This is a genomic window from Nocardia sp. NPDC050713 (assembly GCF_040654315.1).
GTDB lineage: Bacteria > Actinomycetota > Actinomycetes > Mycobacteriales > Mycobacteriaceae > Nocardia.
Genome location: NZ_JBFAHS010000013.1, coordinates 101,733 through 126,144, shown reverse-complemented (window position 1 = coordinate 126,144; position 24,412 = coordinate 101,733). Strand labels below are relative to the sequence as shown.

The 24,412-nt window shown below is 68.9% G+C and carries 27 protein-coding genes; 16 read left to right on the top strand and 11 right to left on the bottom strand.

Annotated features, from left to right (window positions below):
• Window positions 1-36: 36 nt before the first annotated feature.
• A complete protein-coding gene (gene ramB, locus AB0H49_RS23580; protein ID WP_354998752.1) occupies window positions 37-1,443 on the bottom strand; it encodes an acetate metabolism transcriptional regulator RamB in 1,407 nt (468 codons plus the stop codon).
• 93 nt (window positions 1,444-1,536) lie between these two features.
• On the opposite strand from ramB, the gene AB0H49_RS23575 reads away from it, so the two are divergent.
• The 5 genes from AB0H49_RS23575 (at window position 1,537) to AB0H49_RS23555 (ending at window position 5,499) form a co-directional block, all read left to right on the top strand.
• Window positions 1,537-3,111, top strand: coding sequence for an ATP-dependent DNA ligase (locus tag AB0H49_RS23575; protein WP_357254378.1), 1,575 nt, complete (start codon window positions 1,537-1,539; stop codon window positions 3,109-3,111).
• A 129-nt stretch (window positions 3,112-3,240) separates the two neighbouring features.
• A complete protein-coding gene (locus AB0H49_RS23570) occupies window positions 3,241-4,545 on the top strand; it encodes an inorganic phosphate transporter (protein WP_357254376.1) in 1,305 nt (434 codons plus the stop codon).
• A gap of 10 nt (window positions 4,546-4,555) precedes the next feature.
• Window positions 4,556-4,840: a hypothetical protein gene (locus AB0H49_RS23565; protein ID WP_097245304.1), complete on the top strand. Its 285-nt coding sequence runs from the start codon at window positions 4,556-4,558 to the stop codon at window positions 4,838-4,840.
• 11 nt (window positions 4,841-4,851) lie between these two features.
• Complete coding sequence (locus tag AB0H49_RS23560; protein ID WP_357254374.1) at window positions 4,852-5,178, top strand: DUF3349 domain-containing protein; 327 nt, start codon at window positions 4,852-4,854, stop codon at window positions 5,176-5,178.
• Between the two features lie 18 nt (window positions 5,179-5,196).
• Entirely contained in the window at window positions 5,197-5,499 is a 303-nt protein-coding gene (locus AB0H49_RS23555; RefSeq protein WP_357254372.1) for a DUF3349 domain-containing protein, read from the top strand.
• A gap of 229 nt (window positions 5,500-5,728) precedes the next feature.
• On the opposite strand, the gene AB0H49_RS23550 is transcribed toward AB0H49_RS23555, so the two are convergent.
• Complete coding sequence (locus AB0H49_RS23550) at window positions 5,729-5,947, bottom strand: DUF397 domain-containing protein (protein WP_354998757.1); 219 nt, start codon at window positions 5,945-5,947, stop codon at window positions 5,729-5,731.
• A gap of 9 nt (window positions 5,948-5,956) precedes the next feature.
• On the bottom strand, window positions 5,957-6,826 hold the full coding sequence (locus AB0H49_RS23545; RefSeq protein ID WP_354998758.1) for a helix-turn-helix transcriptional regulator: 870 nt from the start codon (window positions 6,824-6,826) through the stop codon (window positions 5,957-5,959).
• Window positions 6,827-7,016: 190 nt separating this feature from the next.
• Here AB0H49_RS23545 and AB0H49_RS23540 point away from each other — a divergent pair, with 190 nt between their 5' ends.
• Together AB0H49_RS23540 and AB0H49_RS23535 are read left to right on the top strand one after the other, a co-directional pair.
• Complete coding sequence (locus tag AB0H49_RS23540; protein ID WP_357254370.1) at window positions 7,017-7,295, top strand: hypothetical protein; 279 nt, start codon at window positions 7,017-7,019, stop codon at window positions 7,293-7,295.
• Window positions 7,296-7,336: 41 nt separating this feature from the next.
• Complete coding sequence (locus AB0H49_RS23535; RefSeq protein WP_141808485.1) at window positions 7,337-7,771, top strand: DUF4254 domain-containing protein; 435 nt, start codon at window positions 7,337-7,339, stop codon at window positions 7,769-7,771.
• Here AB0H49_RS23535 and AB0H49_RS23530 read toward each other — a convergent pair.
• The 5 genes from AB0H49_RS23530 to AB0H49_RS23510 all read right to left on the bottom strand — a co-directional run bounded on the left by AB0H49_RS23530 (window position 7,747) and on the right by AB0H49_RS23510 (window position 12,968).
• Window positions 7,747-8,610: a class II fructose-bisphosphate aldolase gene (locus AB0H49_RS23530; protein WP_357254368.1), complete on the bottom strand. Its 864-nt coding sequence runs from the start codon at window positions 8,608-8,610 to the stop codon at window positions 7,747-7,749. The genes AB0H49_RS23535 and AB0H49_RS23530 overlap by 25 nt on opposite strands.
• A 16-nt stretch (window positions 8,611-8,626) precedes the next feature.
• Window positions 8,627-9,580: a 1-phosphofructokinase gene (locus tag AB0H49_RS23525; protein WP_357254366.1), complete on the bottom strand. Its 954-nt coding sequence runs from the start codon at window positions 9,578-9,580 to the stop codon at window positions 8,627-8,629.
• Complete coding sequence (locus tag AB0H49_RS23520; RefSeq protein ID WP_357254364.1) at window positions 9,577-10,740, bottom strand: amidohydrolase family protein; 1,164 nt, start codon at window positions 10,738-10,740, stop codon at window positions 9,577-9,579. The genes AB0H49_RS23525 and AB0H49_RS23520 overlap by 4 nt, the downstream gene beginning before the upstream one ends.
• Before the next feature lie 220 nt (window positions 10,741-10,960).
• Entirely contained in the window at window positions 10,961-11,971 is a 1,011-nt protein-coding gene (locus AB0H49_RS23515; RefSeq protein WP_357254362.1) for an ROK family protein, read from the bottom strand.
• A gap of 85 nt (window positions 11,972-12,056) precedes the next feature.
• Window positions 12,057-12,968, bottom strand: a complete 912-nt coding sequence (locus AB0H49_RS23510; RefSeq protein WP_357254360.1) for a sugar isomerase — start codon at window positions 12,966-12,968, stop codon at window positions 12,057-12,059.
• A gap of 156 nt (window positions 12,969-13,124) precedes the next feature.
• Between AB0H49_RS23510 and AB0H49_RS23505 the strand changes: the two genes are divergently transcribed.
• The 5 genes from AB0H49_RS23505 (at window position 13,125) to AB0H49_RS23485 (ending at window position 17,991) form a co-directional block, all read left to right on the top strand.
• Window positions 13,125-14,375 carry an extracellular solute-binding protein gene (locus AB0H49_RS23505; RefSeq protein ID WP_354998765.1) on the top strand — a complete coding sequence of 417 codons (1,251 nt, stop codon included), beginning with the start codon at window positions 13,125-13,127 and terminating at the stop codon, window positions 14,373-14,375.
• A 16-nt stretch (window positions 14,376-14,391) separates the two neighbouring features.
• The gene (locus AB0H49_RS23500; protein WP_354998766.1) at window positions 14,392-15,258 is read left to right on the top strand and encodes a sugar ABC transporter permease; all 867 of its coding nucleotides are present in this window, start codon (window positions 14,392-14,394) and stop codon (window positions 15,256-15,258) included.
• On the top strand, window positions 15,255-16,151 hold the full coding sequence (locus tag AB0H49_RS23495) for a carbohydrate ABC transporter permease (RefSeq protein WP_354998767.1): 897 nt from the start codon (window positions 15,255-15,257) through the stop codon (window positions 16,149-16,151). The genes AB0H49_RS23500 and AB0H49_RS23495 overlap by 4 nt, the downstream gene beginning before the upstream one ends.
• 271 nt (window positions 16,152-16,422) lie before the next feature.
• A complete protein-coding gene (locus tag AB0H49_RS23490; protein WP_354998768.1) occupies window positions 16,423-17,076 on the top strand; it encodes a TetR/AcrR family transcriptional regulator in 654 nt (217 codons plus the stop codon).
• A gap of 123 nt (window positions 17,077-17,199) precedes the next feature.
• A complete protein-coding gene (locus AB0H49_RS23485) occupies window positions 17,200-17,991 on the top strand; it encodes a DeoR/GlpR family DNA-binding transcription regulator (protein ID WP_354998769.1) in 792 nt (263 codons plus the stop codon).
• Window positions 17,992-18,093: 102 nt separating this feature from the next.
• Here AB0H49_RS23485 and pnuC read toward each other — a convergent pair whose 3' ends face one another.
• A complete protein-coding gene (gene pnuC / locus AB0H49_RS23480) occupies window positions 18,094-18,795 on the bottom strand; it encodes a nicotinamide riboside transporter PnuC (RefSeq protein ID WP_357254563.1) in 702 nt (233 codons plus the stop codon).
• Between the two features lie 216 nt (window positions 18,796-19,011).
• On the opposite strand from pnuC, the gene AB0H49_RS23475 reads away from it, so the two are divergent.
• The 4 genes from AB0H49_RS23475 (at window position 19,012) to AB0H49_RS23460 (ending at window position 22,551) form a co-directional block, all read left to right on the top strand.
• On the top strand, window positions 19,012-19,851 hold the full coding sequence (locus AB0H49_RS23475; protein ID WP_357254357.1) for an ABC transporter ATP-binding protein: 840 nt from the start codon (window positions 19,012-19,014) through the stop codon (window positions 19,849-19,851).
• Window positions 19,848-20,594: an ABC transporter permease subunit gene (locus AB0H49_RS23470; RefSeq protein WP_357254355.1), complete on the top strand. Its 747-nt coding sequence runs from the start codon at window positions 19,848-19,850 to the stop codon at window positions 20,592-20,594. The genes AB0H49_RS23475 and AB0H49_RS23470 overlap by 4 nt, the downstream gene beginning before the upstream one ends.
• Window positions 20,591-21,388: an ABC transporter permease subunit gene (locus AB0H49_RS23465; protein WP_357254353.1), complete on the top strand. Its 798-nt coding sequence runs from the start codon at window positions 20,591-20,593 to the stop codon at window positions 21,386-21,388. Before AB0H49_RS23470 ends, AB0H49_RS23465 begins: the two co-directional genes overlap by 4 nt.
• Window positions 21,389-21,456: 68 nt before the next feature.
• Window positions 21,457-22,551, top strand: a complete 1,095-nt coding sequence (locus AB0H49_RS23460) for an ABC transporter substrate-binding protein (RefSeq protein WP_354998773.1) — start codon at window positions 21,457-21,459, stop codon at window positions 22,549-22,551.
• A gap of 7 nt (window positions 22,552-22,558) precedes the next feature.
• On the opposite strand, the gene AB0H49_RS23455 is transcribed toward AB0H49_RS23460, so the two are convergent.
• Together AB0H49_RS23455 and AB0H49_RS23450 are read right to left on the bottom strand one after the other, a co-directional pair.
• The gene (locus AB0H49_RS23455) at window positions 22,559-23,599 is read right to left on the bottom strand and encodes an XdhC family protein (protein ID WP_354998774.1); all 1,041 of its coding nucleotides are present in this window, start codon (window positions 23,597-23,599) and stop codon (window positions 22,559-22,561) included.
• Complete coding sequence (locus AB0H49_RS23450; RefSeq protein ID WP_357254350.1) at window positions 23,599-24,225, bottom strand: nucleotidyltransferase family protein; 627 nt, start codon at window positions 24,223-24,225, stop codon at window positions 23,599-23,601. The genes AB0H49_RS23455 and AB0H49_RS23450 overlap by 1 nt, the downstream gene beginning before the upstream one ends.
• Window positions 24,226-24,412: the final 187 nt, after the last annotated feature.

Here is a 24,412-nt window from a genome sequence, read left to right as displayed (position 1 = left end):
CCACGATGACACCGACCGGCACCGCGAGCGCGGAATTCACTTCAGCACGTACGGCGACACCGAGCTGCGGTGCTCGCTGATGTCGAGAACCTTGCCGAGCGGAGGGAAGGCGCGCTGGGGACAGTTGGCGCGCTCGCAGACGCGGCAGCCGGCGCCGATGGGCGTCGGCTGCACCACGTCGAGGTCGATGCCGTCGGCGTAGACGACCCGGCCCGCATGGCGCAGCTCGCAACCGAGGCCGATGGCGAAGGTCTTGCTCGGCTGGCCGTAGTGCGTGGCGCGGCGCTCGACGGTTCGGGCGACCCAGAGGTACTTGCGCCCGTCGGGCATCTGCGCGATCTGGGTCATGATCTTGCCGGGATAGGCGAAGGTCTCGTACACGTTCCACAGCGGGCAGGTGCCGCCGCTGGAGGAGAAGTGAAAACCGGTGGCGGACTGGCGCTTCGACATGTTGCCCGCGCGGTCGACCCGGACGAAGGAGAACGGGACGCCGCGCAGCTTGGGCCGTTGCAGGGTCGACAGCCGATGGCAGATCGTCTCGTAGCTCTGGCTGAAGGACGCCGAGAGCCGCTCGATGTCGTAGCGGTAGTCCTCCGCCACCTCGTGAAAGTGCGAGTATGGCAAGACCGTCGCCGCGGCGAAATAGTTGGCGAGACCGAGCATGGCCAGCTTGCGGGTGTCCTCGGATGCGAAATTGCCCTCTTCGACCAGCTTTTCGAGCAGATCGCCGCATTCGAAGTAGGCGAGCTCGGCGGCGAGCTTGAACGTGCGCTGGCCGCCGGACAGGTGCGGCGCGATCTCCAGCACCCGCGACTCGGTGTCGTAGCGGTGCAGCACGCCCTCGCCGAGATCGATGCGCTCCACGATCTTCACGTCGTGCGAGCGCAGTCTGCGCGCGATCTCGCTGGGCACGTCGCCGCCGTGGAAACGGATGCGGGCCGTGAGTTCCTCTGCGGCTGTGTCCAATTCGTGGATGTAATTCTGTCGTTGATAGAAGTAGTCGCGCACTTCCTCGTGCGGCTTGCTGATGGTGGCGCTGCCCGCGCCGTCGGCGAAGCGGTCCTCGGTGGCGGCCGCGAGCTGGGCGCTGGTGTTGCGATACCGGTTGTGCATGGCGACCATCGCGCGGGCGATGCTCGGGTGCGCCGAGACCATGTCGGCGATCTCCTGGGTGTCGGCCTCGATGCCGAGTTCCTGATCCATGACGACCTCTTGCAGCTCGGCGATGAGCCGGGTGTCGTCGGCGGAGGAGAAGAAGGTCGCGTCCACACCGAACACTTCGCTGATCTTCAGCAGCACCGGCACGGTGAGCGGGCGCACGTCGTGTTCGATCTGGTTCAGGTAGCTGGCCGAGATCTCCAGCTTCTGCGCGAGCGAGACCTGGCTCAGCCCACGTTCGGTACGCAGCTGACGAAGCCGCGCGCCGACATAAGTCTTGGCCATATGTCCAGTTTATGGGGATTTTCGCAGCCCTGCCAATGGGAAATTAACAGGGCAGCTGAGCTATATGTCACAGCCTCGGGTTACCGTCGAGGGGTGCTGTTCTCGGAAGTCGTGCAGACGTCGGATACCGTTCGCGCGACAAGGTCCCGAAAGACGAAGATCGCCGCGCTCGCCGAACTGCTCGGCGCGGCCGCGCCGGAGGAACTCACGCCCGTGGTGGCGTGGGTTTCCGGTGAGCTGCGCCAGGGTCGCATCGGCACCGGATGGCGCACCATCACCGGGCTGGAAGGCACGCCGTCTCCCGTTGCGACACTGTCGGTTCCGGCGGTCGACAAGGTGTTCGACGAACTGGCCACCGTCGCCGGAAAGGGCTCGGCCAACCGGCGCAAAGAACTGCTGACCGCGCTCTGGAGCGCCGCGACCTCGGCCGAGCAGTCGTTCCTGCTGCGCCTGCTCACCGGGGAGCTCCGGCAGGGCGCGCTGACCGCGCTCGTCGCCGAGGCGGTCGCGGTGGCCGCCGCGGTGCCGGTCGAGCAGGTCCGGCGCGCGTACATGCTCTCCGGGCAGCTGCCCGTCACCGCCGCCGCCGCGCTCACCGGCGGTTCGGCGGCGCTCGCCGCGTTCCGGCTCGAGGTGGGCAGGCCGATCCAGCCGATGCTCGCCTCACCGGGTTCCGCGCTCGACGAGGCGATGGACGAGTTCGACGGCGAGGTCAGCGTCGAGCACAAGCTGGACGGCGCGCGCATCCAGGTGCACCGCGACGGCGACGAGGTCCGTGTCTTCACCAGGACCCTGCGCGACATCACCTCCGGCGTGCCCGAACTGGTCCGGCTGGTGGCCGGGCTGCGGTGCCGCAGCGTCGTGCTGGACGGAGAGACGCTGGCGCTCACCGATTCCGGGCGGCCGCGTCCGTTCCAGGAGACCATGAGCCGCTTCGCCACGGCCGAGCCCGGCGAGGAGGCGAAGCTGCCGCCCGGCGCGTCCGCGGGTCCGCTCGTTCCGGCGGTGAGCTCGACCAGAGAACTGCTGCTGCACCCGTACTTCTTCGACTGCCTGCACCTGGACGGCCAGGACCTGCTCGACGCCCCGCTCTCGGAACGGCGCGCCGCGCTGCTACAGGTGGCGGGCGAGCACACCATCCCCGCGCTGATCCGCCCCGACCCCGAGGCCGCCGCCGAATACTTCGACGGCTCGCTCGCCGCCGGGCACGAGGGCGTGATGGTCAAGTCGTTGTCCGCGCCGTACGCCGCGGGCCGCCGTGGCCGCGCCTGGTTGAAGATCAAGCCGACGCACACCATGGATTTGATCGTGCTCGGCGCGGAATGGGGCTACGGCCGCCGCACCGGCTACCTGTCGAACCTGCACCTCGGCGCGCGCGATCCGGCGACCGGCGAACCGGTCATGGTCGGCAAGACCTTCAAAGGCCTCACCGACGCGCTGCTGCAATGGCAGACCGCCGAGTTCCCCCGCCACGAACGCTCCCGCGACCAGCACACCGTCTACCTCTGGCCCGAACTCGTCGTGGAGATCGCCCTCGACGGCGTCCAGGTGAGCCCCCGCTACCCCGGCGGCGTCGCCCTCCGATTCGCCCGCGTGGTCCGCTACCGCCCCGACAAGAACCCCGCCGACGCCGACACCATCGACACCATCCGCGCCCTGCTGCCGTGAATGCGAGGTGACCGAGCCTCGCACCGCACCGGGCGCCACCTCGGGCGTCCACGCTAGCGCACCCCGAAGTCTGTCCGGCAGGCGGTTACCGCATGGCAATCCGCGGGAGCGGTGCCGCACACTGGAGGCGTGACCGTCGAATTACTGGTTCTGCTGATCGTCATCGTCACGGCACTCGCTTTCGATTTCACCAACGGCTTCCACGACACCGCCAACGCGATGGCGACCTCCATCGCGACGGGTGCGCTGCGGCCGCGGGTCGCGGTGGCGCTCTCGGCGGTGCTGAACCTGGTCGGCGCGTTCCTGTCGGTCGAGGTGGCGGCGACGGTGGCCAAGGGCATCGTGCAGCTGGGTGCGGTGGACGGACACGATCTGCTGATCATCGTCTTGGCCGGTTTGGTCGGCGGCATCCTCTGGAATCTGTTGACCTGGCTGTTCGGCCTGCCGTCGAGTTCCTCGCACGCGCTGTTCGGCGGTCTGATCGGCGCGACCATCGCCTCCCTCGGTTGGGGCGGGGTGATCTGGGCGTCCGGCTCCGACGGCGTGCTCACCAAGATCGTGCTGCCCGCCGTGCTCGCCCCGGTGGTCGCCGCGCTGGTCTCGGCGATCGGCACCCGCGCTGTCTACCGGATCACGGCGAAGTCCGAGGAAGGCAAGGTCAGGGAGGGCTTCCGCTGGGGCCAGATCGGTTCGGCCTCGCTGGTCTCCCTCGCGCACGGCACCAACGACGCGCAGAAGACGATGGGCGTCATCTTCCTCGCGCTGGTCGCGCACGGGACGCTGACCAAGAACGACGAGATGCCGCTGTGGGTGATGGCGGCCTGCGCCGTGGCCATCGCCGCGGGCACCTACCTCGGCGGCTGGCGGATCATCCGCACCCTCGGCAAGGGGCTGGTCGAGATCGATTCGCCGCAGGGCCTGGCCGCCGAATCGTCGTCGGCCGCGATCATCCTCACCTCCGCCCACTTCGGTCTTCCGCTGTCCACCACCCAGACGGCCACCGGCTCCATCCTCGGCAGCGGGCTCGGCAAGGGCGCCGAGGTGCGCTGGTCGGTGATGGGACGGATGGTGGTCGCGTGGCTGCTCACACTGCCGATGGCGGGTCTGGCCGGCGCGGTCTGCTGGGCCATCGCGCACTTCATCGGCGGTCTGCCCGGCGTCCTCGTCGTCTTCGGGATCCTGATCGTCCTTGCCGCGCTGATGTGGCTGCGGTCCCGGCGCAACCCGGTCGACACCACCAACGTCAACGAGTGGCCGGGCGGCGACGCGGATCGGTCCTCCGACACGCCGACGGCTGCCTCCGACGTTGCCAAGGCCGACCACGGACCGCGCTCTACCGACGATCCGCGCGGGGATCAAGCGCTCGGCACCGATCCGCGCAACGCGGGACCTCCGGCGCAGGCGCATCCGCCTACCCGTTCCGCCCAGCTGTAGAGGAGCCACCGTGCACACGCTCGTCACGAATTTGAACTCCCTCTGGAAGGTGGTCGCGGTGTCCCTGGTGCTCGGCGCCGGGCTGCCGATCGTCTTCGCCGTCGGGGTGCGGCTGTGGTCCGCCGCCGATACCGTCGACGGCGAGGGCGGCGTCGCCCGCCGGAACTATCCGGCGCTGGCCGGCGCGTACGCCTGTTTCGCGCTGATCGTCGTCGCGATCGTCACCGGGATCCTCTACACGGCGAAGGCGTTCCTCGCCGCCAAGTTCGGCATCCACCTGTTCGGACAGTCCTGAAGGGCGCTGCATTGACCGACCACACCCAAAGCTCACGCCCCAAGGTCCTCGGCCGCGTCCTCGGCTGGTTGCGCGCCGGATATCCGCAGGGCATCCCGCAGTCGGACTACGTCGCGCTGTTCGCGGTGCTGCACCGCCATCTCACCGACTACGAGGTAGCCGCCGTCGCCCAGGAGTTGGCAGCGGGCAATCCCGACTCCGAGATCAGCCACGAGGACATCGTGGCCGCGATCGCCAGGATCGCCAAGGAACAGCCGGACGAGCACGACGTCGCCAGGGTCGCCGCGCAGCTCGAGGCGGGCGGCTGGCCGCTCGCCGAACCGCTGACCGACGACTGAATCGAAAAGCGTTCCGCGATGCCGCCTTTCCTGAACGCCATCATCGAGTGGCTGCGGGCCGGATATCCGGACGGTGTCCCGGAGTCCGACTACATCCCGCTGCTCGCGCTGCTGCGCCGCCGCTTGTCCGACGACGAGGTCAGGCAGATCGCCACCGAGCTGGCGATCACCGGCGCGCTGCCCGCCGACGAAACCGACATCCAGGTCATGATCAGCAAGGTGACCAACGAGATGCCTTCGGAGGACGACGTCGCCAGGGTGCGCGCCCGCGTCGAAGCGAAGGCAGGTGAGCCTTTTCATGGCTGGAGTTCTCCGCACTAGCACCGGCAACGGGAAGGTAGGGGCTGCTCGTGTGCTGTCTCCGCACAGGAGCACCTGCTAGGGAGGATTAGGTGGGGAATGTGGGCCGACCGCCGAACAGGACTCGACCTGAGCAGGGTGCCCACCGATCGCGATCCGCGCCGAACCCGGCTCGCGCCGGTCGGCATCCGCGCCGAGGAGAGCTTCGCGCCGACCGGGTCCGCCGAAGAGTGTCCGCGCCGACAAGCACTCAGGGGCTGTCGAATTCGCCCGCGCGAATGCCCGCGGTGAGCGCCGCCCAGTCCGCGGGCGAGCAAGCGAGCATCGGCCGCGCACTCGCCTCGCCGCGGTACTTGGTATCCCGGATCAGCACCCGCCCCGGCTCGAACTTGACCTGCACGCAGGCCACCGAATCGCTGGAATACGACGACTTGAACCAGCCCGTCTCGGCTGACGACACGCTGCTCATAGCGCGATGCTACCGGCCGGGCGCCTCGGACATCTTGCGTTCCAACGCGGCAAGCGATTCCTCGCGCGAAAGCGCTTGTTCGGCCAAGGCGTTGGCGAACAACGTGTTGAGATGCCGCACCGGCTCGGTGTCCTCGATGACGCCGTGGTGGACCAGCGTCTCGGTCCACGCGACATCCGGCAGCACCGACTTGTCGAAGCCGAGCAGGTGGAACGTCGCGCCGCCGAGCAAGCCGCCCCCGGTCGCCTCGAACGGAATGATCCGCAGGTCGATGGTCTCCATGTGCTCCTCGAGCAGCGCGGTCAGGTGGCGAACCTGATCGAACATGACCTCGGGACCGCCGATCTGCTGAGTCAGCGCCGCCTCGTTCACGATCGCGGTGACGCGCAACGGATCTGGGCCCTGCAGCCGCTGCTGGCGGCGCAGCCGGATCTCCACCAGCCGGTCGATCTCGACCTGGCGAATCCGCGCGCGATCGTTCGCGATCAGCGCGCGGGCGTAGTCGGCGGTCTGCAAAAGGCCGGGGATCAGGATGCTTTCGTAGGTGCGCACGCTGTCGGCGCCGTGTTCGAGTCCGTACAGGCGGCCGATCTCGTCGGAAAGCAAGCCGGAATAGCTGGTCCACCACCCGCGCTGCCTGGCGATGTCGCGAAGTTCGTGCAGCTCTTCGCGTTCGGCCGCGTCGAAGTCGAGTAGCTTCATCAGCTCGTCGAGTTTGGATTCGGCCAGGACGCGTTCCTTCTCCACTTTCGACCAGTAGGAGATGGAGAAGCCGAGCTCCTTGGCGATCGCGGACACGCTGACGTCGTTCTGCTTACGCCTCCGCCCGATGCGGAGCATCAGTTCCCGACGCGCGACCGTCGGCGAGAGTGGTGCCATCGTTGGATGATGTCCTTCCAGCTCTAGCGATGCGTGGAGATGACCGTACTCCCCGCGGTGACCGGCTCGCACAACGCCGTTTCATTTTGTCAACTTGACGTACAACGCGACGCTAACCTAGCCTCCTTGTGTCTCATGTCACATCGCGGGTATGTTCCGGCCGGTCCCGCCCGGCGGGATCGAGGGGTGGATGTCTGTGCATGTTGTGGGTAGCTGCTTGATGGTCGGTGACCGGACGCCGCATCAGGCGCGGCGGGTCGGTGACGACACCTGGGTGGTGTCCTATCTGCGCGGCCGGATGTTCACCACCGAGCAAGCGGTCGCCGCGATGCAGGCGGCGGACACCGTCGCCTTGATGGACGATCTGGCCGCGCGGGTCGGGCTCACCGCGCTGGAGGCCATCGGCCTCGCGGTCAACGAAAGGCCTTGGGAGAAAGCGTTACCGCGTTTCGGGCGATACGCCCGGTAAGAGCGTTGTCCTGCACCACGATTCGAACAGGGGAATTCGCGGTGGAACCACTGCCATCGAAAAAGCAAGTGCTCAAGGCGTTTCGCGCCAAGCCGAGCGAGGAACATCCGGTTCTGCAATCCGCACATACGCTCGGTGAGTTGCACGTGCGGCGACTGCGCACCGAGGCCGACGCGACCGGGGACATCGATCAGAGCCGAGTGCACCTGGTGCTCGGCATCGATCGCTGGGTCGCCACCGAGCTGCCGCCCGCGCACGGCGGCGCGCACATGCACACCGAATCCGTCGGCATGGTGATCGATCGCCTCGCCCAGTTCTCCGCCCGCGCCTTCGCCTCGCTGGTGTCGGAACCGGATTGGATAGTGCACGACGACTGGGAGCGCCTTGCCGAATTAGCGCTCGGCTACCAGGATTTGGCGCTCGAGGTCTCGGCCGGTATTCGTCGGCTGCCCTACCTCGGCGGCCCGTGCCGGTGAGGGTCGCGTGGTCGGTCCGCGAGGAGACGGAGGAAGTGCTCGACCTCCGCGCGCACGGCGGCGCGGCCGGGAGCGAGATACTTGCGCGGGTCGGACAGGGCGGCATCGCGCGTGACGGCGGACCGGACCGCCGCGGTCATCAGCACATTCAGCCGGGTCGCGATGTTGACCTTCGTCATACCGTGCTCGACAGCGGCGCGCAGGCCGTCGTCCGGCACGCCGGACGAGCCGTGCAGAACCAGCGGCACAGGGACTTTCGCGGCCAGCGTGGCGATCAGTTCGAGGTCGAGTTCGGCGGTGCGGGCGTGCATGGCGTGGGCGGAACCGACTGCGACGGCCAGTGCGTCGACGCCCGTCGCAGCGACGAATTCGACGGCCTCGTCGGGATCGGTGCGGACACCGGGAGCGTGCGCGCCGTCCTTGCCGCCGATCTCGCCCAGTTCGGCCTCGACGAACACGCCGCGCTCGCGACACCGGCGCGCGACCTCGGCGGTGGCGGCGACGTTGGCGGCGTAGTCGAGCGTGGACGCGTCGAACATGACCGAACGGATGCCGAGTTCGACGGCGGCGGTGACGAGTTCGGTGGAAGTGGCGTGATCGAGGTGCACCGCGATGGACGCGGAGCTGTCCGCGGCGATCCGTAGGCACGCCAGCGCGAGCGGGGCGAGGGATCCGTGATAGCGGACGGTGTTCTCCGAAATCTGCATGACCACGGGACGTTCCGCGTCCTCTGCGGCCGCGGCGATGGCCTCGGCGTGTTCCAGGGTGATCACGTTGAACGCGCCGAGGCCGCCGGGTCTCGCGGCCGCGATCAAGTCCGGTACGGGGGTCAGCGGCATGGGTGGGTCTCCGCGGTCATGGCGTGGTCTCTTCGGATTCCGGGGCGGCGAGCTTGTCGACCCGGACGGTCGGTGCCAGGCGGGTGCGCAGGCAGCGGTCGATCTCCCCGGCGACCGGGATGACGACGGCCGACGCCGCGGTGGCCACGGCGTCGGTGAGGATGGCCGCCCAGTCGGGTTCCGCGCGGGTGGACAGCGCAGCGATCACCGCCGCGGCGGCGGAATCGCCCGCGCCGGTGGGGTTTCCGGCCAGCGGCTCGGGCAGCGTCGCGAACCACGCGCCGTCGGCCGTCACCGCGATCATGCCCTCGACGCCGCGGGTGGCGACGACGGCTCGCACGCCGCGATCGATCAGCGGGCGGGCGGCCGCAACCACCTCCTCCGGCGTAGTCGGCGTGCGACCGGAAAGACGCTCCAGCTCTTCGGTGTTCGGCATCAACACCACACCGGGAACCTCCGCCGCCAGCCGCAGCGCCTCGCCGTCCACATCGCAGATGGTCGGGACCCCCGCCGCGACCGCCGATCGGGCGAGCTCGGCGGGTAGGCCGGGATCTATCCCGCCCGGTAGCGATCCAGAGACGACAAGGCCGTTGATGTCGGGCAGCAGGCCCGCGACCCGGATGGCTAGTTGCTCGGCGGCGTGCGGGTTCGAGACGCGGGCGCCGGGCTCCCAGAGCGCGGTGGCGGTGCCGTCACGGGACTCGCTGATCACCACCGTCCGCCGGACCCACGGCAGCGCGTGCACGAAGTCGACCGGCATCTCCAGCTCGGCGGCCGCGGCGAAGGCGTGATCGGAGAAGCCGGTCGCCCTCGCGTACTTGCCGAGCTGGTTCAGCACCCGCGTCACATTGATGCCCTTGCCGCCGATGCGCTGCTCGACCGAGCGGACACGGTGCGCCTGCCCGCGCTCGAAGCGCTCGACCCGGTAGGTCATGTCGTAAGCGGGATTCATTGTCACAGTGAGGATCACGTCAACCACTGTCCACGTCTGAGCACCCGGCGCAACTGCAGGTCGTCATCGACAATCAGCAGGTCGGCGTACTGGTCGGTCCGGAGATCGCCCACGTCGGTCAGGCCGGCGGCGGCGGCTGGTACGGCGGTCGCGGCGCGCACCGCGTCGGGCAGCGGCACACCGCAGTCCCGGACCGCCCACGACAGGCATTGCGCGAGAGTCGCCGTGCCGCCCGCGATCGACCGGTTGGCCACCCTGGCCACCCCGTCGATCACCCGGACGGACTGCGGCCCGAGCCGATATTCGCCGTCCGGCATGCCCGCGGCCTGCATCGCGTCGGTGATCAGCGCGACCTGTCGCGGAGCCGCCGCGAAAACCATCGCGCCGAAACCGGCGTCGACGTGCACGCCGTCGCCGATCAGCTCGACCACCGCGTGGCCATGGACGGCGGCCGTCAGCGCCGCGGCGACCGGTCCCGCGTTGCGGTGGTGCAGCGGCGGCATGCCGTTGGCCAGGTGGGTCACCAGCCGCGCCGATCCGGTCGGGGCGAGCGCCTGCCGGAAGCGCGCGAAATCGGTGTCGCTGTGGCCGAGGGAGATCACCACGTCGTTGTCGGTGAGGAGCCGCGCGACCGCGTCATAGCCGGGCAACTCCGGCGCGATCGTGCAGACGCGCAGGTATCCGTCGGCGGCGGCCAGCAGTTCTTCGGTCAGTCCTGGGTCGGGGTCGCGCAGGTAGCGGACGTCCTGGGCGCCGCAGCGGGCGACCGCGAGAAACGGCCCCTCCGCGTGGATTCCGCCGATCGTGCCGTCGGCGGCGAGCGCGCGCAGTGTCGCGATCTGGGCGACCATGTCGGCCGCGGGACCGGTGACCACGCTGGCGAGCACCGTCGTCGATCCGCGCGAGTGGTGGAACTCGGCGGCCGCGCGCGCGTCGTCCGCGTCCACGGTGTCGAATCGATGGCCGAAGCCGCCGTGGTTGTGGATGTCCACCAGGCCGGGGACGATCAGGCCCGAGAACTTCGGCGGCGCCGAATCCGGATGGAAGGCAAGCCATTCGGTCATCGGCCGGACCGCGACGATCCGGTCGCTCTGTACGGAGATCACGCCGTCGGTCAAGTCGAACGACGCCGACAAGATACGACCGCGGATTTCCAGGCCGGTGGAGTTGTCAGTCATCGAGCCTCCGTCCGTTGGTCCGTACCTACCTTGGTGCTCGCATGAGGGCTTCGTGCCCGGAGGTATCGCGTCTCCGTCGAGAGCGCTGGGCCGCGCCCGCTCGCATGAGCGCTTCGTGCCCGGCGGAATCGTATGTCGGTTGGGCGTCCCGGGCCGCGTCGCGTGCTTCGTGTCCGGCGGAATCGCGTCTCGGCCGGGCGTCCCGGGTCGCGCCTCCCGGTCATATCAGTGCTCCGTGCCGGGCGAAGAGCGTGGCGCCCGCGAGCCCGGCGCGCGCGCCGAATTCGCCGAGCACCACCTTCGGCACCGGCACCACCCGGAGACGCTGCGCCAATGCCGCCTGCAATCGTTCACTGAGCGCGGCGCCCGCACCGGCCAACCCCCCGCCGAGCACGACGAGCTCGGGGCAGGCGGCATGGACGACGCCGAGCAGTCCGTCCGCGAGCGCGGCCACGGCGTCGTCCACCGCACGCGCCGCGTCGGGATCGCCCGGCAGTCGTCCGAAAACCTCTGCCGCGCCGCTGACTTCGCGCCCGGACAACCGGGCGTAGTTGCGTGCGATGGCCGCGGCGGAGGCGAGAGTTTCGACGCAGCCGACATTCCCACAGGGACAACGCAACCCGTCGGTGGACCGCACGGGAATGTGGCCGTATTCGCCCGCCTGCCCGAAGGCGCTGCGCACCAACCGGCCGCCGGCGGAGAGCGTGCCGCTGACGCCGGTGCCCAGCACGATCACCAGAACGTCGCCGTGATCGCGGCCAGCGCCGAAACGCCATTCGGCCCAACCCGCCACGGCCACATCGTGTTCGATCAACACCGGAACGCCCCAGCGCCGGGTGAAGCGGTCGCCGACGTGCACGTCGCGCCAGCCGACGTTGCCGCTGAAGACGGCGATCGATCGTGCGGTGTCGACGATGCCGGGCAGTAGGACGGCGGCCCGGCCGAGCCGGTCGCGCAGATCCGCGGGCAATTCGGCGAGCAAGCTGTCGCCGAGATCGCCCATCGCCTCGAACGCCGCCTCGCCACGCGGGGTCGGCACCGTGCCCGACGCGAGGATCGTGCCGGACGCGTCGGCGATCTCACCTTTGATGGTGGTGCCACCGACGTCCAAGCCCAATGTCAGGGCATCAGAACCTGCCGGATCCGAACCGAGGGCGCGTCCGCCCGCCCCACGGCAGTCCGCGCCGGGCGCAGGCGCCGGTGCGCTGCCGCCGACGCGATGCGTGTCCATCTCCGGGAGCGTAGTTACTCTCAGCAACCTTGTCGTCGGCGGCTCCGGAATGCGGGGCGGGGGCGCGGACACGGCGGCGTACCGGTCACTGGTCCAGGACGACCGAGCGGTTCAGGCTGCGCGGGTGGTCGGGGTCGAGGCCCAGGTCGGCGGCGCGCGCGACGCAAAGGCGGTGCACGCGGACCAGTTCCGCCATCGGATCGATGTCGCGGTGTTCCAAGTGCGCCCCCGTGGCGGCGACGTCGGCGGCGAAATCCGGGATCAGCGGCCCGAGCGCCCAGACCGCGCGGCCGGGGGCGGCGATGCTGATCGGGCCGTGCCGGTACTCCGTCGCGAGGTAGGACTCGGCCCACGACTGGCAGGATTCGCGCAGTTTGAGCCCGGCCTCCTCGGCCAGCGCGCCCGCGAAACCCATGCCGACGAACGTGATCTGCTCGGCCCCGCGCACCCCGGCCAGCGATTCGGCGGGATCTTCGGCCAGGACGGCGCGCGCCTGTTCGACGGCGGGACCGAGGTCCTCGCCGAGATGCCAGCGCAGGATCGCCAGCGTGGTCGTGGCGAAGCGGGTCTGCACCACGGACTTCTCGTCGACCTCGTCGATGAGGATCGGATCGCCCAGCTCCAGCACCGGGGTGCCCGGGCTGCTGCAGATCACCGTGCGCGGGACGTGCGACGGGATCTCGCGCATCGCCGACACCACTTCGGTGGTGGTGCCCGATCGGCAGATGACGAGATAGCGGTCGTAGTCCCGGCCGCCGCGCACCTGACTGGCAGGCCACGCGTCGGTCAGGCCCTGGCCCGCCTCCTCGCGTAGCGCGGCGATGGCCCGAGACATGAACAGCGAAGTGCCGCAGCCGATCACAGCGACGCGTTCGCCGGGTTGCGGCAGCAGGGCGCGGTGTTCGGCGGCGATCGCGGCGGAGCGCGCCCAGTCGTCGGGCTGGGTGGCGACTTCGACGGCCAGGTGGGATGCGGGGGCGTGGTCAGCGGACGGCACGACAACAGAATCGTCTCGATGATCGTTCATGTCAAATATCTGCGCGAAATGGTCATGTTCGATCACCATTCGCGCTAGATTCAACCGGTCGACACGTTTTGCTTCATCATCGGCGGTCGGTAGGCGCCGGGGGTGCAGATTCGAAAGGTTCGCTTCGTGAAACGACCACTCCGCCGCCTGCTCACGGGCGCCGCGCTGGCCACCGGCCTCGCCGTCGCGGTCGCCTCGTGCGGCTTCGGCTCCAACGATTCCGCCGACTCCGACACCACGATCAACTTCCTTGCCCCGGTCTACAGCGACGGCGCCACCGGAACCAAGGCGCTCTGGGACGGGATCATCGCCGACTTCGAGCGGAAGAATCCCGGCCTGAAGGTGAATCTCCAGCTGGAATCCTGGAACTCGATCAACGACGTGGTGCGGACCAAGCTCCAGTCACCGTCCACCACGCCCGACATCCTGAACATCGACGCCTACGCCAGCTTCGCGGGCGACGGAATGCTGTACCCAGCAGCGGAGATCGTCTCGCCGCAGGTGCTCGCCGACATCCAGCCCGGCTTCGCGAAGAACGCCTCGCTCGACGGAACCCAATACGCGCTACCGCTGTTCGCCTCCACCCGCACGCTGTTCTACAACACCGACCTGTTCGCGCGCGCCGGTGTCGCCGCGCCGCCCAAGACCTGGACCGAACTGACCGAGGCCGCGGCGAAGATCCAGGCGCTCGGCGACGGCGTCTCGGGTTACGGTCTGCCGCTCGGCAGCGAGGAGGCGCAGGGCGAGACTTCGATCTGGACCTTCGGCGCGGGCGGCGACTGGTCCAACGGCGGCGAGATCACCGTCGACACCCCGGCCAACCTGGAGGGTGTGCGCGCCATGCGCACGCTCATCGATGCCAATGCGACACAACCTAATCCGGGCGCGACCGACCGCAAGGACGTGATCAACGCCTTCATCCAGGGCAAGGTCGGGATGATCGAGGGCCTGCCGCCCACCATCGGCCAGATCGCCGCCAAGAATCCGGAGCTGAAGTACGCGACCGCGCCGTCTCCGACCAAGTCCGGCCAGCCGGTGACCCTCGGCGTCGCCGATCACCTGATGGCTTTCAAGAAGGACGGCGGGAAGACCGAGACGATCAAAAAGTTCCTCGATCACTTCTACTCCGCGGGCGTGTACGCGAATTTCGTGAAGCACGAAGGCTTCATCCCGATCACCCAGAGCGGCGCGGCCGAACTGGCGCAGGACCCGGTCACCAAGGCGTTCGCCGCGACGCTTCCGGTGGCCAAGTTCTACCCGAGCAACAACCCGAAATGGGCTGCGGCGCAGGGCGCCATCCGCCAGCAGATGGGCACCATCGCGCAGGGCGCGGACCCGGCGCAGGTGCTGACCCGCATTCAGGAAGCCGCGAAATAGCGTGCGGCGCAATGCGATGCTGAGGGCGGTCCCGTGGCTCGGGCCCGCCCTGCTGCTGATCGTGGCCATCGTCGCGTTCCCGGTCGGCTACATGCTGTGGACCAGCACCAGGGACCTGAGCGCCTACGGTCAGGACCGCGGGCCCGCCGGGCTGGCGAACTTCCGCGCCCTGTTCGACATCGGCGAACTCGGCACGGTGCTCGCGCACACCGTGGTCTGGGTGGTCAGCGTCGTGCTGATCACCCTGGTGCTCTCGGCCGGGCTCGCCCAGTTCCTGAACAAGGACTTCCCCGGCCGCACCGCCGTGCGGATGGCGATCCTGGTGCCGTGGGCCGCCTCGGTGGTGATGACGACGACGATCTTCTACTACATGCTCGATCCCGACGTCGGCATCGCCAACCGGTTCCTCGTCGACATCGGGCTGCTCGATCGCGGTTACGGGTTCACCAAGCAGCCGACACAGGCCTTCCTGGTGGCGATCGGCGTCGCGGTGTTCGTCTCGATACCGTTCACCACCTACACGATTCTGGCTGGGCTGCAATCGATTCCGGCCGAGATCGAGGAGGCGGGCAGGGTCGACGGCGCGGGTCCGTGGCAGCGGTACCGCCACCTCACGCTGCCGCAATTGCGCCCGGCCATCGCGGTCGCCACCGTCGTCAACATCATCAACGTGTTCAATTCGCTGCCGATTCTGCAGGTGATCACCGGCAGCATCGCGGGTTTCTCCGCGGACACCACGACGACGCTGACGTTCAAGCTGATCCGGCAGAACCAGCAGATCGACACCGCCGCCGCGATGAGCGTGCTGAACTTCGCGCTGATCGTGGTGATCATCGCGATCTACGTGAAACTGGTCCGGCCGACGCGGGAGGTCGACGCATGACCGCCGAGACCGAGATTCGCGTGCCGCACCGAAACACCACCACCGCGACGAAAGAAGCGCCGGTAAGGGCGAAGCGTCGTCGCTGGGAGTTGACGGCGATCGGCGTCGTGATCGCGCTGATCTTCCTGACGCCGTTCGTCGTGATGGTGCTCGGCTCGCTGAAGAGCCGGGCCGAGATCCTGCGCATCCCACCGACTTATCTGCCGCAGACCTGGCATCCGGACAACTACGCGACGATGTGGGACACCCCCGAGACGCCGCTGCCGTTCAACATGGTCAGCACCGTCGTCATCGCGGTGAGCGCCACGGTGCTCGTGCTGCTCGTCGCCATCCCGGCCGCGTATCACACCGCGCGGCACCGGTTTCCGGGACGCGCGGTGTTCCTCGGTCTGGTGTTGATCACCCAGATGTTGCAGCCCACGGTGCTGGTGACCGGCCTGATCCGGCAGTTCTTCGCGCTGGGCATCAACGACACCTGGCTGGCCATGATCCTGGTTAACGCCGCGTTCAACCTGTCGTTCGCGGTGTGGATCCTGCACAGCTTCTTCGCCGCGATCCCGGTGGAGATCGAGGAGGCGGCCCAGCTCGACGGGTTGAACCGCTGGCAGATCCTGACCAAGGTCAGTCTGCCGCTGGTCTGGCCGGGCATCGTCACCGCGACCATCTTCACGATCGTCGCCTGCTGGAACGAGTTCGCGGCCAGTCTGGTGGTGCTGACCACGCCGGAGAATCAGCCGCTTTCGGTGGCGCTGACCAAGTTCGTCGGCCAGTACGACACCGCATGGCAGTACGTGTTCGCGATCTCCACCGTCGGCATCGTGCCGGTGGTGATCCTGTTCGCGCTCATCGAGAAGCGGTTGGTCGCGGGATTGACCGCTGGCAGCGTGAAGTGAGCAGTTGTCACGAAGCCGAGCGTCGAGGAAGGAACCCCGGGCACTATCGAAACAGCCTCCTGCCCAAGCGATGTCGACGTCGTCCGCTACCCCGTGACCAACGGCGGGCACAGTCGGCCCGGCGGCCACGAGCGTCTGCCCGAGTTGCTGGTGGCCCGGTCAGCCGTCAGATCGACGTGGCGGAGACCATCTGGCAGTTCTTCGCCGCTCACCGACATCGCCCTACTCTCGAGCCCCCGCCGGCAGCCCCCTGCGGCGGTAGCATCGATTGGTGGCACGGCAGGACGGCGCTCCCAAGGACGGCCGCAATTACGCGGGCCTGTCCAAGGAGCAGCGGGTGGCGCAGCGGCGGACCAGGTTGATCGACTCGGCCCTGGAATTGTTCGGCACCCAGGGGTACGCGACCACCTCCATCGAGCGCCTGTGCACCCTCGCGAACGTCTCCACACGCAGCTTCTACGAGGATGTCGGCAGCCGCGAGGCGCTGCTGATCGCCCTGGTGGATCGAGTCACCATGCAGGCCATCGACCGTGCCGCGGAGGCGCTGGCGCGCACCGCGAACGAGCCGCTGTCGAGCAGGGTGACCGCCGGTTTCCGTGCCTACCTCGAAGTGACCTGCGCCGACCGGCGAACCGCGCGGGTCTGCTACGTCGAAGTGGTCGGGGTCAGCGAAGCGGTGGAGGAATGGCGCAGGGAACAGCGCGGGCGTATCTCCTCGATGCTGATGGCCGAGGCCGAGCGCGCCGTCGAGCGCGGCGAGACCAAACCGCGGCGCTTCGACCTGTTCGCGCTCGCGGTGATCGGCGCGGTGAACTCGTTGGCGCAGGAATTGGTGCAGACCACCCAGCCGGACGCGCGGATCTCGCTGGACGACATCTGCGAGGAAATCGCCTACGTGGTCAATTCCGGACTCGCCGCGCCGTGAGTCCGCGCGCGGTCCACGTTGGCAACCGGCGCGTGGAATCTCTACGGTTTGGCATCGTGGCTGTGGTCAGATTGTTCGCGTGCATGCAGAAACGGCACGTCGTCCGGGTCGGGGCGGTGTGAGATGACCGGACCGACGGATCGTCCGCAGCGGTGGAACCGGCTGCTCGAGCTGCTCGCCGAATCGGGGCGGCTCTCCGTGGAGGAGGCCGCCGAGCGGCTCCAGGTGTCGCCCGCGACCGTGCGCCGCGATTTCACCGCGCTGGCCGAACAGCAGCTCGCCACCCGGACCCACGGCGGGGTCGTGGCGACGACGGTCGCCTACGACCTGCCCGCCCGCTACCGCCAGACCGGCGGCGAGGCCAAACAGCGCATCGCCGAGCACGCCGCCGCGCTGGTCGACCCGACCGCGGTGGTCGGCATGAACGGCGGCACCACCACCACGGCGGTGGCGAGGGCGCTCGCGGGTCGCACGGATCTGGCCAATTCCGGTGACGATCAGCTCACCATCGTCACCAACGCGCTCAACATCGCGGGCGAGATGGTGCTGCGCCCGCACCTGCGCACCATCTGTCTCGGCGGGGTGGCGCGCCGGGAGTCCTACGAACTGCACGGCCCGCTGGCCGAGCGCGCCCTAGCCGAATTGCGTTTGGACACGGTGATTCTCGGCGTGAACGCGATTTCCGCCGAGGGCGGCGCGCAGTGCAGGCACATCGACGAGGCGGGCGTGACCACCGAGATGGTGCGCCGCTCCGGCCACGTCATGGTGGTCGCGACCTCCGACAAACTCGAACGCTCCGCCCTCGCCCGCATCTGCGGCATCGACCAGGTCCACGTCCTCGTCACCGACACCCACGCCGAAGCCTCCGCCGTCGCCGCCATCCGCGCCGCAGGCGTCCGCGTCGACCTCGTGTAGTTCGGAGCGGCATGCGGACGTGATGAGTTCTCCGCGCCCAGCACGCCGCCACGGACGTCGTGCTTGCGCTGGCCCTGAACCAGGGCGGCGATTCCCGCGTGATCAGTCGGACGGGACGTGTGTCGCCCCCACGGGTACGGATGCGGCGGGCCGCGATTCGGTGCGCATGGTGCGGACCCAGACGGCGAAACCCCAGGCGACGAAGCCCGCGTAGACGAGGTAGAGGGTGGCGGAGGGGTAGTAGCCCGCCTTCAGCAGGAGCGGGACGCCGACGATGTCGACGGCGATCCAGATCAACCAGAACTCGGCCAAGCCGCGGGCCATGCCGTAGGTGGCGAGCACCGAGCCGGTGAAGATCCAGGCCTCCGCCCACGGGCCGTAGGAGCCGATCCAGGCGAACACCTGCGCGAAACCGGCCGTGCCGAGGAGCATGGCGGCGACAAGCAGCCATCGTTCGCGGGCGCTGGCCCAGCGCGGCACCACGCCGCGGTGCTCCAGCCCGGTTTCGAGGCGGGCGTGCCGATGCCACTGCCACCACCCGAACACGCTGACCGCGATGAACATCAGCTGCCGCCCGGCCTGCCCGGCCATGTTCAACTGCTGCGGTGTATTGAAGACGCCGCCGACGAAGACGGTGAAAAGCAGCGCGTTGCCCGCGATGCCCACCGGCCACGCCCACACCCGCCGCCGCATGCCGCCTACCGCTGCGGCCAGCCCGAACCCGTTGCCGATGATCTCGCGCCAGAGGATGGCCGAGCCCGCGATGTGCAGTTCGGCGTCGAGCAGGGTGCTGAGCGGGTCCACCTGGTGTGCAACGAGCGGGAGGCGCGATCTCATCCGCGAGGAGCGGGTTTCGCTCGGCGTGATGCGAAAGGTCCCACCCCGGGCGGCGCTCGTCTGGTGCACGGTCGGCCACCGGTTCGCACCCGGTCCGCGAAATACCCTCGGCGCGTAACGATTGCGCAATCTGGCCACGCGAATCGCAATGTCGGTGCAATCGAGCCCTTCTATCGTGACCGAATGAACACCGAGCACGCCGGGGGGACCGGTATCCACATCAGCGGGCTGAGCAAGTCCTTCCGTGCCGGGCGGCGCACGGTGCACGCGCTGGACGGCGTGGATCTGCACACCGAGCAGGGCACGTTCCTGTCGCTCCTCGGTCCTTCCGGCTGCGGAAAGTCCACCGTGCTGCGGATTCTGGCCGGATTGGAGAAGCCGACCGCGGGCACCGCGCTGATCGACGGCCAGACGCCCGCGCAACTGCGTGGCCGCCACGAACTCGGCATCGCGTTCCAAGATGCGGCGTTGCTGCCGTGGCGCTCGGTGGAATCCAATATCAAGCTGCCGTTGCAGGTGGCCGGTCTGAAACCGGATCCCGCGCAGATCGCCGACCTCGTCGCGCTGGTGGGATTGGAAGGCTTCGAGAAGGCCAAACCCGCGCAGCTGTCCGGCGGCATGCGGCAGCGCGTGTCCATCGCGCGTGCGCTGGTCGTGCAGCCGACTGTGCTGCTGCTCGACGAGCCCTTCGGCGCGCTGGACGACATGACCAGGCAGAAGCTCAATCTGGAGTTGCTGCGGATCTGGACGGAGAAGCCCGCGACCACGTTGATGGTCACGCACGGCATCGCCGAGGCGGTCTTCCTCTCCGACGTGGTGGCGGTGCTGAGCCCGCGCCCGGGCCGCGTGCTCGAGCTGGTGGAGATCGATCTGCCGCGGCCGCGCCTGCCGGAGATGATGCGCACCCCGGAATTCCACAAGTTGTCCGACTATCTCTCCGAACTGCTGTTCGGCAAGACCGGTGCTGGCGGCGTCGCTTTCGAACGCGGCGTCCAAGCCCCCGACACGGGCGGTGCGTCGTGAAGCGGCTCGGCGGGCTGCTCGGCATCCTCGGCCTCGTCGGGGTGTGGTGGCTCGCCGCGGCGCTCGGCCTCGCGGGCGGCACCATCCCGAGTCCGTGGCGGGTCGTGCACACGATGTATGTCGACGGCTGGCAGCTGTACGGCCCGAACTTCGAGATCACCGCGATCGGCGCGCTGAAGGGCTTCCTCTGGGGCAACGCGCTGGCCATCGGCCTCGCGGTCACGGTGGCGCTGATCCCGCAATTCGAATCGCTGGCCACCCAGCTGGCGATCCTGTCCTACTGCACGCCGCTGCTCGCGCTCGGCCCGATCATTCTGGTCGTCTTCGGTGGACGCACGCCGACAGTGTTCCTCGCCGCGATGTACTGCTTCTTCACCACGATGGTCGGCACCCTCGCCGGTCTGCGCTCGGCCGATCGGACGAGCCTGGAGCTGGTGCGCGCCTACGGCGGCGGGCGCTGGCAACGGCTGTACCGGGTTCAGCTGATCGCCGCGCTGCCGAATACGTTCGCGGCGTTGAAGATCGCCGCGCCCTCGGCCGTGCTCGGCGCGATCATCGGGGAGTATCTGGGCGGCGTGGACAGCGGGATCGGCGTCGCGCTGACCGCCGCGCAGACCGCTTACAACGTGCCGCGTACCTGGGGGATGGCGCTGGCCGCCGCCGCGCTGGCCGGTCTCGGCTACGCGATCGTGGCGCTGGTGGCGCGGCTGGTCACGCCATGGACCGGGGAGGAGGTGCGATGACCGTCCTGCGTCGCCTCGGCGCGTTCCTGTTCCCGCTCGTCACCTCGCTGCTGCTGATGCTGGTCATCTGGTGGGGGTTCCTGGCGGCCTTCCCGCAGGTGGGTCCGCGGGTGGGCAAGACTCCCGGCGATGTGTGGCGCTATCTGGTCACCTCGCCCGGCGCGCCGCAAGCGCGCGCGGCCATCCTCGACAACCTCCAGATCACGCTGCGCGACGCGGCGCTCGGCTTCGGCGTCGGCATGGCGGCGGCCATCGCGCTCGCCGCCCTGTTCGTGTCGTTCCGCACCGTGGAGCACACGTTCATGCCGGTGGCGATGCTGCTGCGTTCGGTGCCGCTGGTGGCGCTCACGCCGATCATCGTGCTGGTATTCGGCCGCGGGGTGGGCGGGGTGACCGTGATGGCCGCGATCGTCGTGCTCTTCCCGGCCCTGGTGATGATCACGACCGGACTGCGCAGCGCGCCCCGCCAGGCGATGGAACTGATTGCGGCGTACGGCGGTTCGCGTTGGACGGCGCTGCGGATGGTGGCAATGCCCGCGGCGCTGCCCGCCGTGTTCGCGGCCGCGCGAATCTCGGTGCCGGGGGCGCTCATCGGTGCGTTGATCGGCGAATGGCTCGGCAGCGGAACAGGTCTCGGAGCGAGCCTGATCCGCGCGATACCCACGTTCCGGTACAACGAGCTGTGGGCGTCCATCGTGATCGTCACCTTGGTGTCGGTGCTGCTGTACGCGATCGTGGGCGTCGTCGAGAACCTGGTGCTGGCCCGGTTCGGCCCCGATGCCGGACGCGACTGATCGTCGCGATTCGGTATTGGGAACCTGAAAGCAAAGAAAACGAAACCGAATCCCCCTAAATTCAGCCCATGACACCCGCGCAACGCTCTTCGTTCGGGGCGAACCTGAACCGCAGGTCCTTTCTTCGTTATTCGGCACTCACGGGAGCCGCACTCGGCGGCGTCGGCGCGCTCGCCTCCTGCGGCGACGACGCGGGCGGCTCGTCGAGTGGTTCCATCCCGGACGGCTCCCGCTTCGGCACCGTGGCGATCCAGCTGTCCTGGATCAAGAACATCGAATTCGCGGGCGAGTATTTCGCCGATTCCCGCGGCTATTTCCGGGAGGCGGGGTTCGGCTCGGTGAATCTGCTGGCGGGCGGCGCGGCGAGCACGTCGGTGGAGGCCGGTCTCGACACCGGAAAGGTGTGGCTCGGGCTCTCGGCGCCGCAGACCACCGCGCCCGCGATCCTCGAGGGATTGCCCGCCAAGATCGTCGCGACCACCTACCAGAAGAATCCGTTCGCGATCGTCAGCTCCGCGGCCAAGCCCATCAACTCCCCGCAGGACATGAAGGGCCGCAAGATCGGCGTGCAGGACACCAATCAGCTCATCTTCACCGCGTTGTTGACCGCCAATGGCATGAAGCCAGGCGATGTGACCATCGTGCCCGCGCAGTTCGACCCGACGCCGCTGGCCAACGGCGAGGTGGACGGCTGGGTCAGTTACGTGACGAACGAGCCGATCACCCTCGCCGCCAAGGGTTTTCCGAACGCGCACTTCTTGTTCGCCGATTTCGGCCTGCCGCTGGTCGCGGAGACGCTCACGGTGAAGCAGTCCACCATCGACAACGAGCGCGAGAAGCTGAAGGCGTTCCTCACGGCGGAGATCAGAGGGTGGAAGGACGCGGTCGCCGCACCGGCCGAATCGGCGCGCCTCGCGGTCGAGACGTACGGCAAGGACCTGAACCTCGACCTGGCCGAGCAGACCGAGGAGGCCATCGCGCAGAACGACCTGGTGGTCTCCGCCGACACCGCCGCGAACGGTCTGCTCACCATGACCGACGCGCTGATCGAACAGAACATCGCCGCGCTGCGCACCGCGAAGATCGACATCGAGGCCGACCAGCTGTTCGACCTCTCGGTCTTGCGCGAGGTCTACGCGGAGAACCCCGGACTGAAGGGCTGAGCGCCCGTCACAAGCCGACGGTGGCCCTGGCGCCGAACGCCTGCTCGGCGTGGATCACCTCGGCGTTCCCGGACTGCTGACGCCCCGATCGCCCCGATCGGGCGGCCAGCAGTTCGGCGGCGATGGCCACGGCGGTTTCGGCCGCCGTGCGCGCGCCGACGTCCAGGCCCGCGGGGGAGTGCAGGCGCGACAGCGTCGTCTCGTCGAAACCGCCCGCCCGCAGGTCGTCCAGGCGCCGTGCGTGCGCCGAGTACGAGCCCGCCGCACCGAGGTAGCCGAGCTCCGGCAAGCGCAAAGCCACGGTGAGCAACGGGATTTCGAACTTCGGATCGTGCGCCAGTACGACAATGCCTGTGGTGGAGTCGATTTCGCCTGCTGCCGACAGGGTGTTCAGGTAGCGGTGCGGCCAGTCCACCACCACTTCGGCGCCGGGGAAGGCGTCGGGCGTGGCGAACTCCTCGCGCGAATCGCAGATGGTGACGCGGTAGCCGAGCAGTCGGGCCTGCACGGTCAGCGCCGCGGCGTAGGAGTTGGCGCCGAAGATGATCAGCCGCGGCGGCGGGGCGAAGGACGAGATGAACACGTCCGATTCGGGCAGCGCCACCAGTTCGGTGTTGTGCCGCTGGCCGGTGATCAGGTGCTGGCCGATCACGTCGGGATCTGGGTTCCATACCACGGTGAACACCGTAACTCGCCGGTGCGCCGCGATTTCGGATGCGACAGTGGGGAATTCGGGAAAGTCCCGCCGGGAGAACGGCTCGGCGAAGACGTCGATCATGCCGCCCGCCTCCATGCCTGGTTCGCCGGGCGGCACGGGTAGGCGGTGCATGGCGCGCTGCCCGGTGCGCGCCGCGGTCACCGCGGCCTCGTGCATCGCGGCCTCCACCGAGCCGCCCAGTCCGGATCCGTAGACGGCGCCGTTGGCGTCGACCAGCATCGCTGTGCCCACCGGCAGCCGCCCCGAACCCACGGTCCGCACGACGGTGGCCAGGCCACCGATCCGGCCCGAGTGCCATACCCGCATGAGGTCATCGACGATGTCGCGCATCAGTTTCCGCTCCGATCAGCGTGCGTCGAGGCCGGGAAGTCATGATCCCTTCCCGTCGCCAAATCGTCGCACGTGACGCACACCATATCGTCTCTACTGGACAAATAGGTACGCGCTCCCGAATCTCTTACGGCTTCCGCACGCACCGAGGTCCAGTGCTTGTGGTCGATCACAACGGGGTGGCCGGGTGTGGTATGGAACACAGCGCGGGCCAGCCCGCTCGGCGCCGCCCGCTCCGCCGCGAGTACCCGCGCGACGACGTCGGCGCCGACGTCGGGGGTGTCCACCGGCATGATCGCGACGGCTCGCGCCCGGGTCCGCTCCGCAGCGCGCAGCCCGGCCCGTAGTGAGGCGCCGATGCCGATCGCCCAGTCGGGCGCCCAGACGGGCACCGCGTCCGGTGGCAGATCGACCGTCTCCGGTGCGGGTCCGGTGGCTCCGAGCACCACGATGACCGGATCGCAGCCGCCGTCCCGCAGTGCGCGCACCGCGGCGCGCAGCCAGGCGCCGCCCTCGGCCAGCGCCTTGGGGCGGCCGTAGCGGGTGCCCGCGCCCGCGGCGAGCACGATGCCCGCGCAACCCGCGCGGGCGACCGGAGCATTCCCGGCGTGATCCGATGCAGCCACGAGTCCCACGCTAGACCGCGCGAGTTGCCGGTGGGTTACCAGAAAGTGCCGGACAGCTGGGGTGCGGCGTAACCGCGAGAGGCGAGCCCGCGCCTTGGCTCGGAGGGCGACGGCAGGCGCGGTCGTCCGACACGCCGACGGTGATCTCCGTCCTTCTGGTGGCGCGCGGGCTCGCTGTATTCGATGC

Coding starts and splice junctions, on each gene's coding strand:
- ramB (WP_354998752.1), bottom strand. CDS start 1,443: ATGGCCAAGACTTATGTCGGCGCGCGGCTTCGTCAGCTGCGTACCGAA.
- AB0H49_RS23555 (WP_357254372.1), top strand. CDS start 5,197: ATGCCGCCTTTCCTGAACGCCATCATCGAGTGGCTGCGGGCCGGATAT.
- AB0H49_RS23550 (WP_354998757.1), bottom strand. CDS start 5,947: ATGAGCAGCGTGTCGTCAGCCGAGACGGGCTGGTTCAAGTCGTCGTAT.
- AB0H49_RS23545 (WP_354998758.1), bottom strand. CDS start 6,826: ATGGCACCACTCTCGCCGACGGTCGCGCGTCGGGAACTGATGCTCCGC.
- AB0H49_RS23540 (WP_357254370.1), top strand. CDS start 7,017: ATGTCTGTGCATGTTGTGGGTAGCTGCTTGATGGTCGGTGACCGGACG.
- AB0H49_RS23530 (WP_357254368.1), bottom strand. CDS start 8,610: ATGCCGCTGACCCCCGTACCGGACTTGATCGCGGCCGCGAGACCCGGC.
- AB0H49_RS23520 (WP_357254364.1), bottom strand. CDS start 10,740: ATGACTGACAACTCCACCGGCCTGGAAATCCGCGGTCGTATCTTGTCG.
- AB0H49_RS23515 (WP_357254362.1), bottom strand. CDS start 11,971: ATGGACACGCATCGCGTCGGCGGCAGCGCACCGGCGCCTGCGCCCGGC.
- AB0H49_RS23500 (WP_354998766.1), top strand. CDS start 14,392: ATGCTGAGGGCGGTCCCGTGGCTCGGGCCCGCCCTGCTGCTGATCGTG.
- AB0H49_RS23495 (WP_354998767.1), top strand. CDS start 15,255: ATGACCGCCGAGACCGAGATTCGCGTGCCGCACCGAAACACCACCACC.
- AB0H49_RS23485 (WP_354998769.1), top strand. CDS start 17,200: ATGACCGGACCGACGGATCGTCCGCAGCGGTGGAACCGGCTGCTCGAG.
- AB0H49_RS23475 (WP_357254357.1), top strand. CDS start 19,012: ATGAACACCGAGCACGCCGGGGGGACCGGTATCCACATCAGCGGGCTG.
- AB0H49_RS23465 (WP_357254353.1), top strand. CDS start 20,591: ATGACCGTCCTGCGTCGCCTCGGCGCGTTCCTGTTCCCGCTCGTCACC.
- AB0H49_RS23460 (WP_354998773.1), top strand. CDS start 21,457: ATGACACCCGCGCAACGCTCTTCGTTCGGGGCGAACCTGAACCGCAGG.
- AB0H49_RS23455 (WP_354998774.1), bottom strand. CDS start 23,599: ATGCGCGACATCGTCGATGACCTCATGCGGGTATGGCACTCGGGCCGG.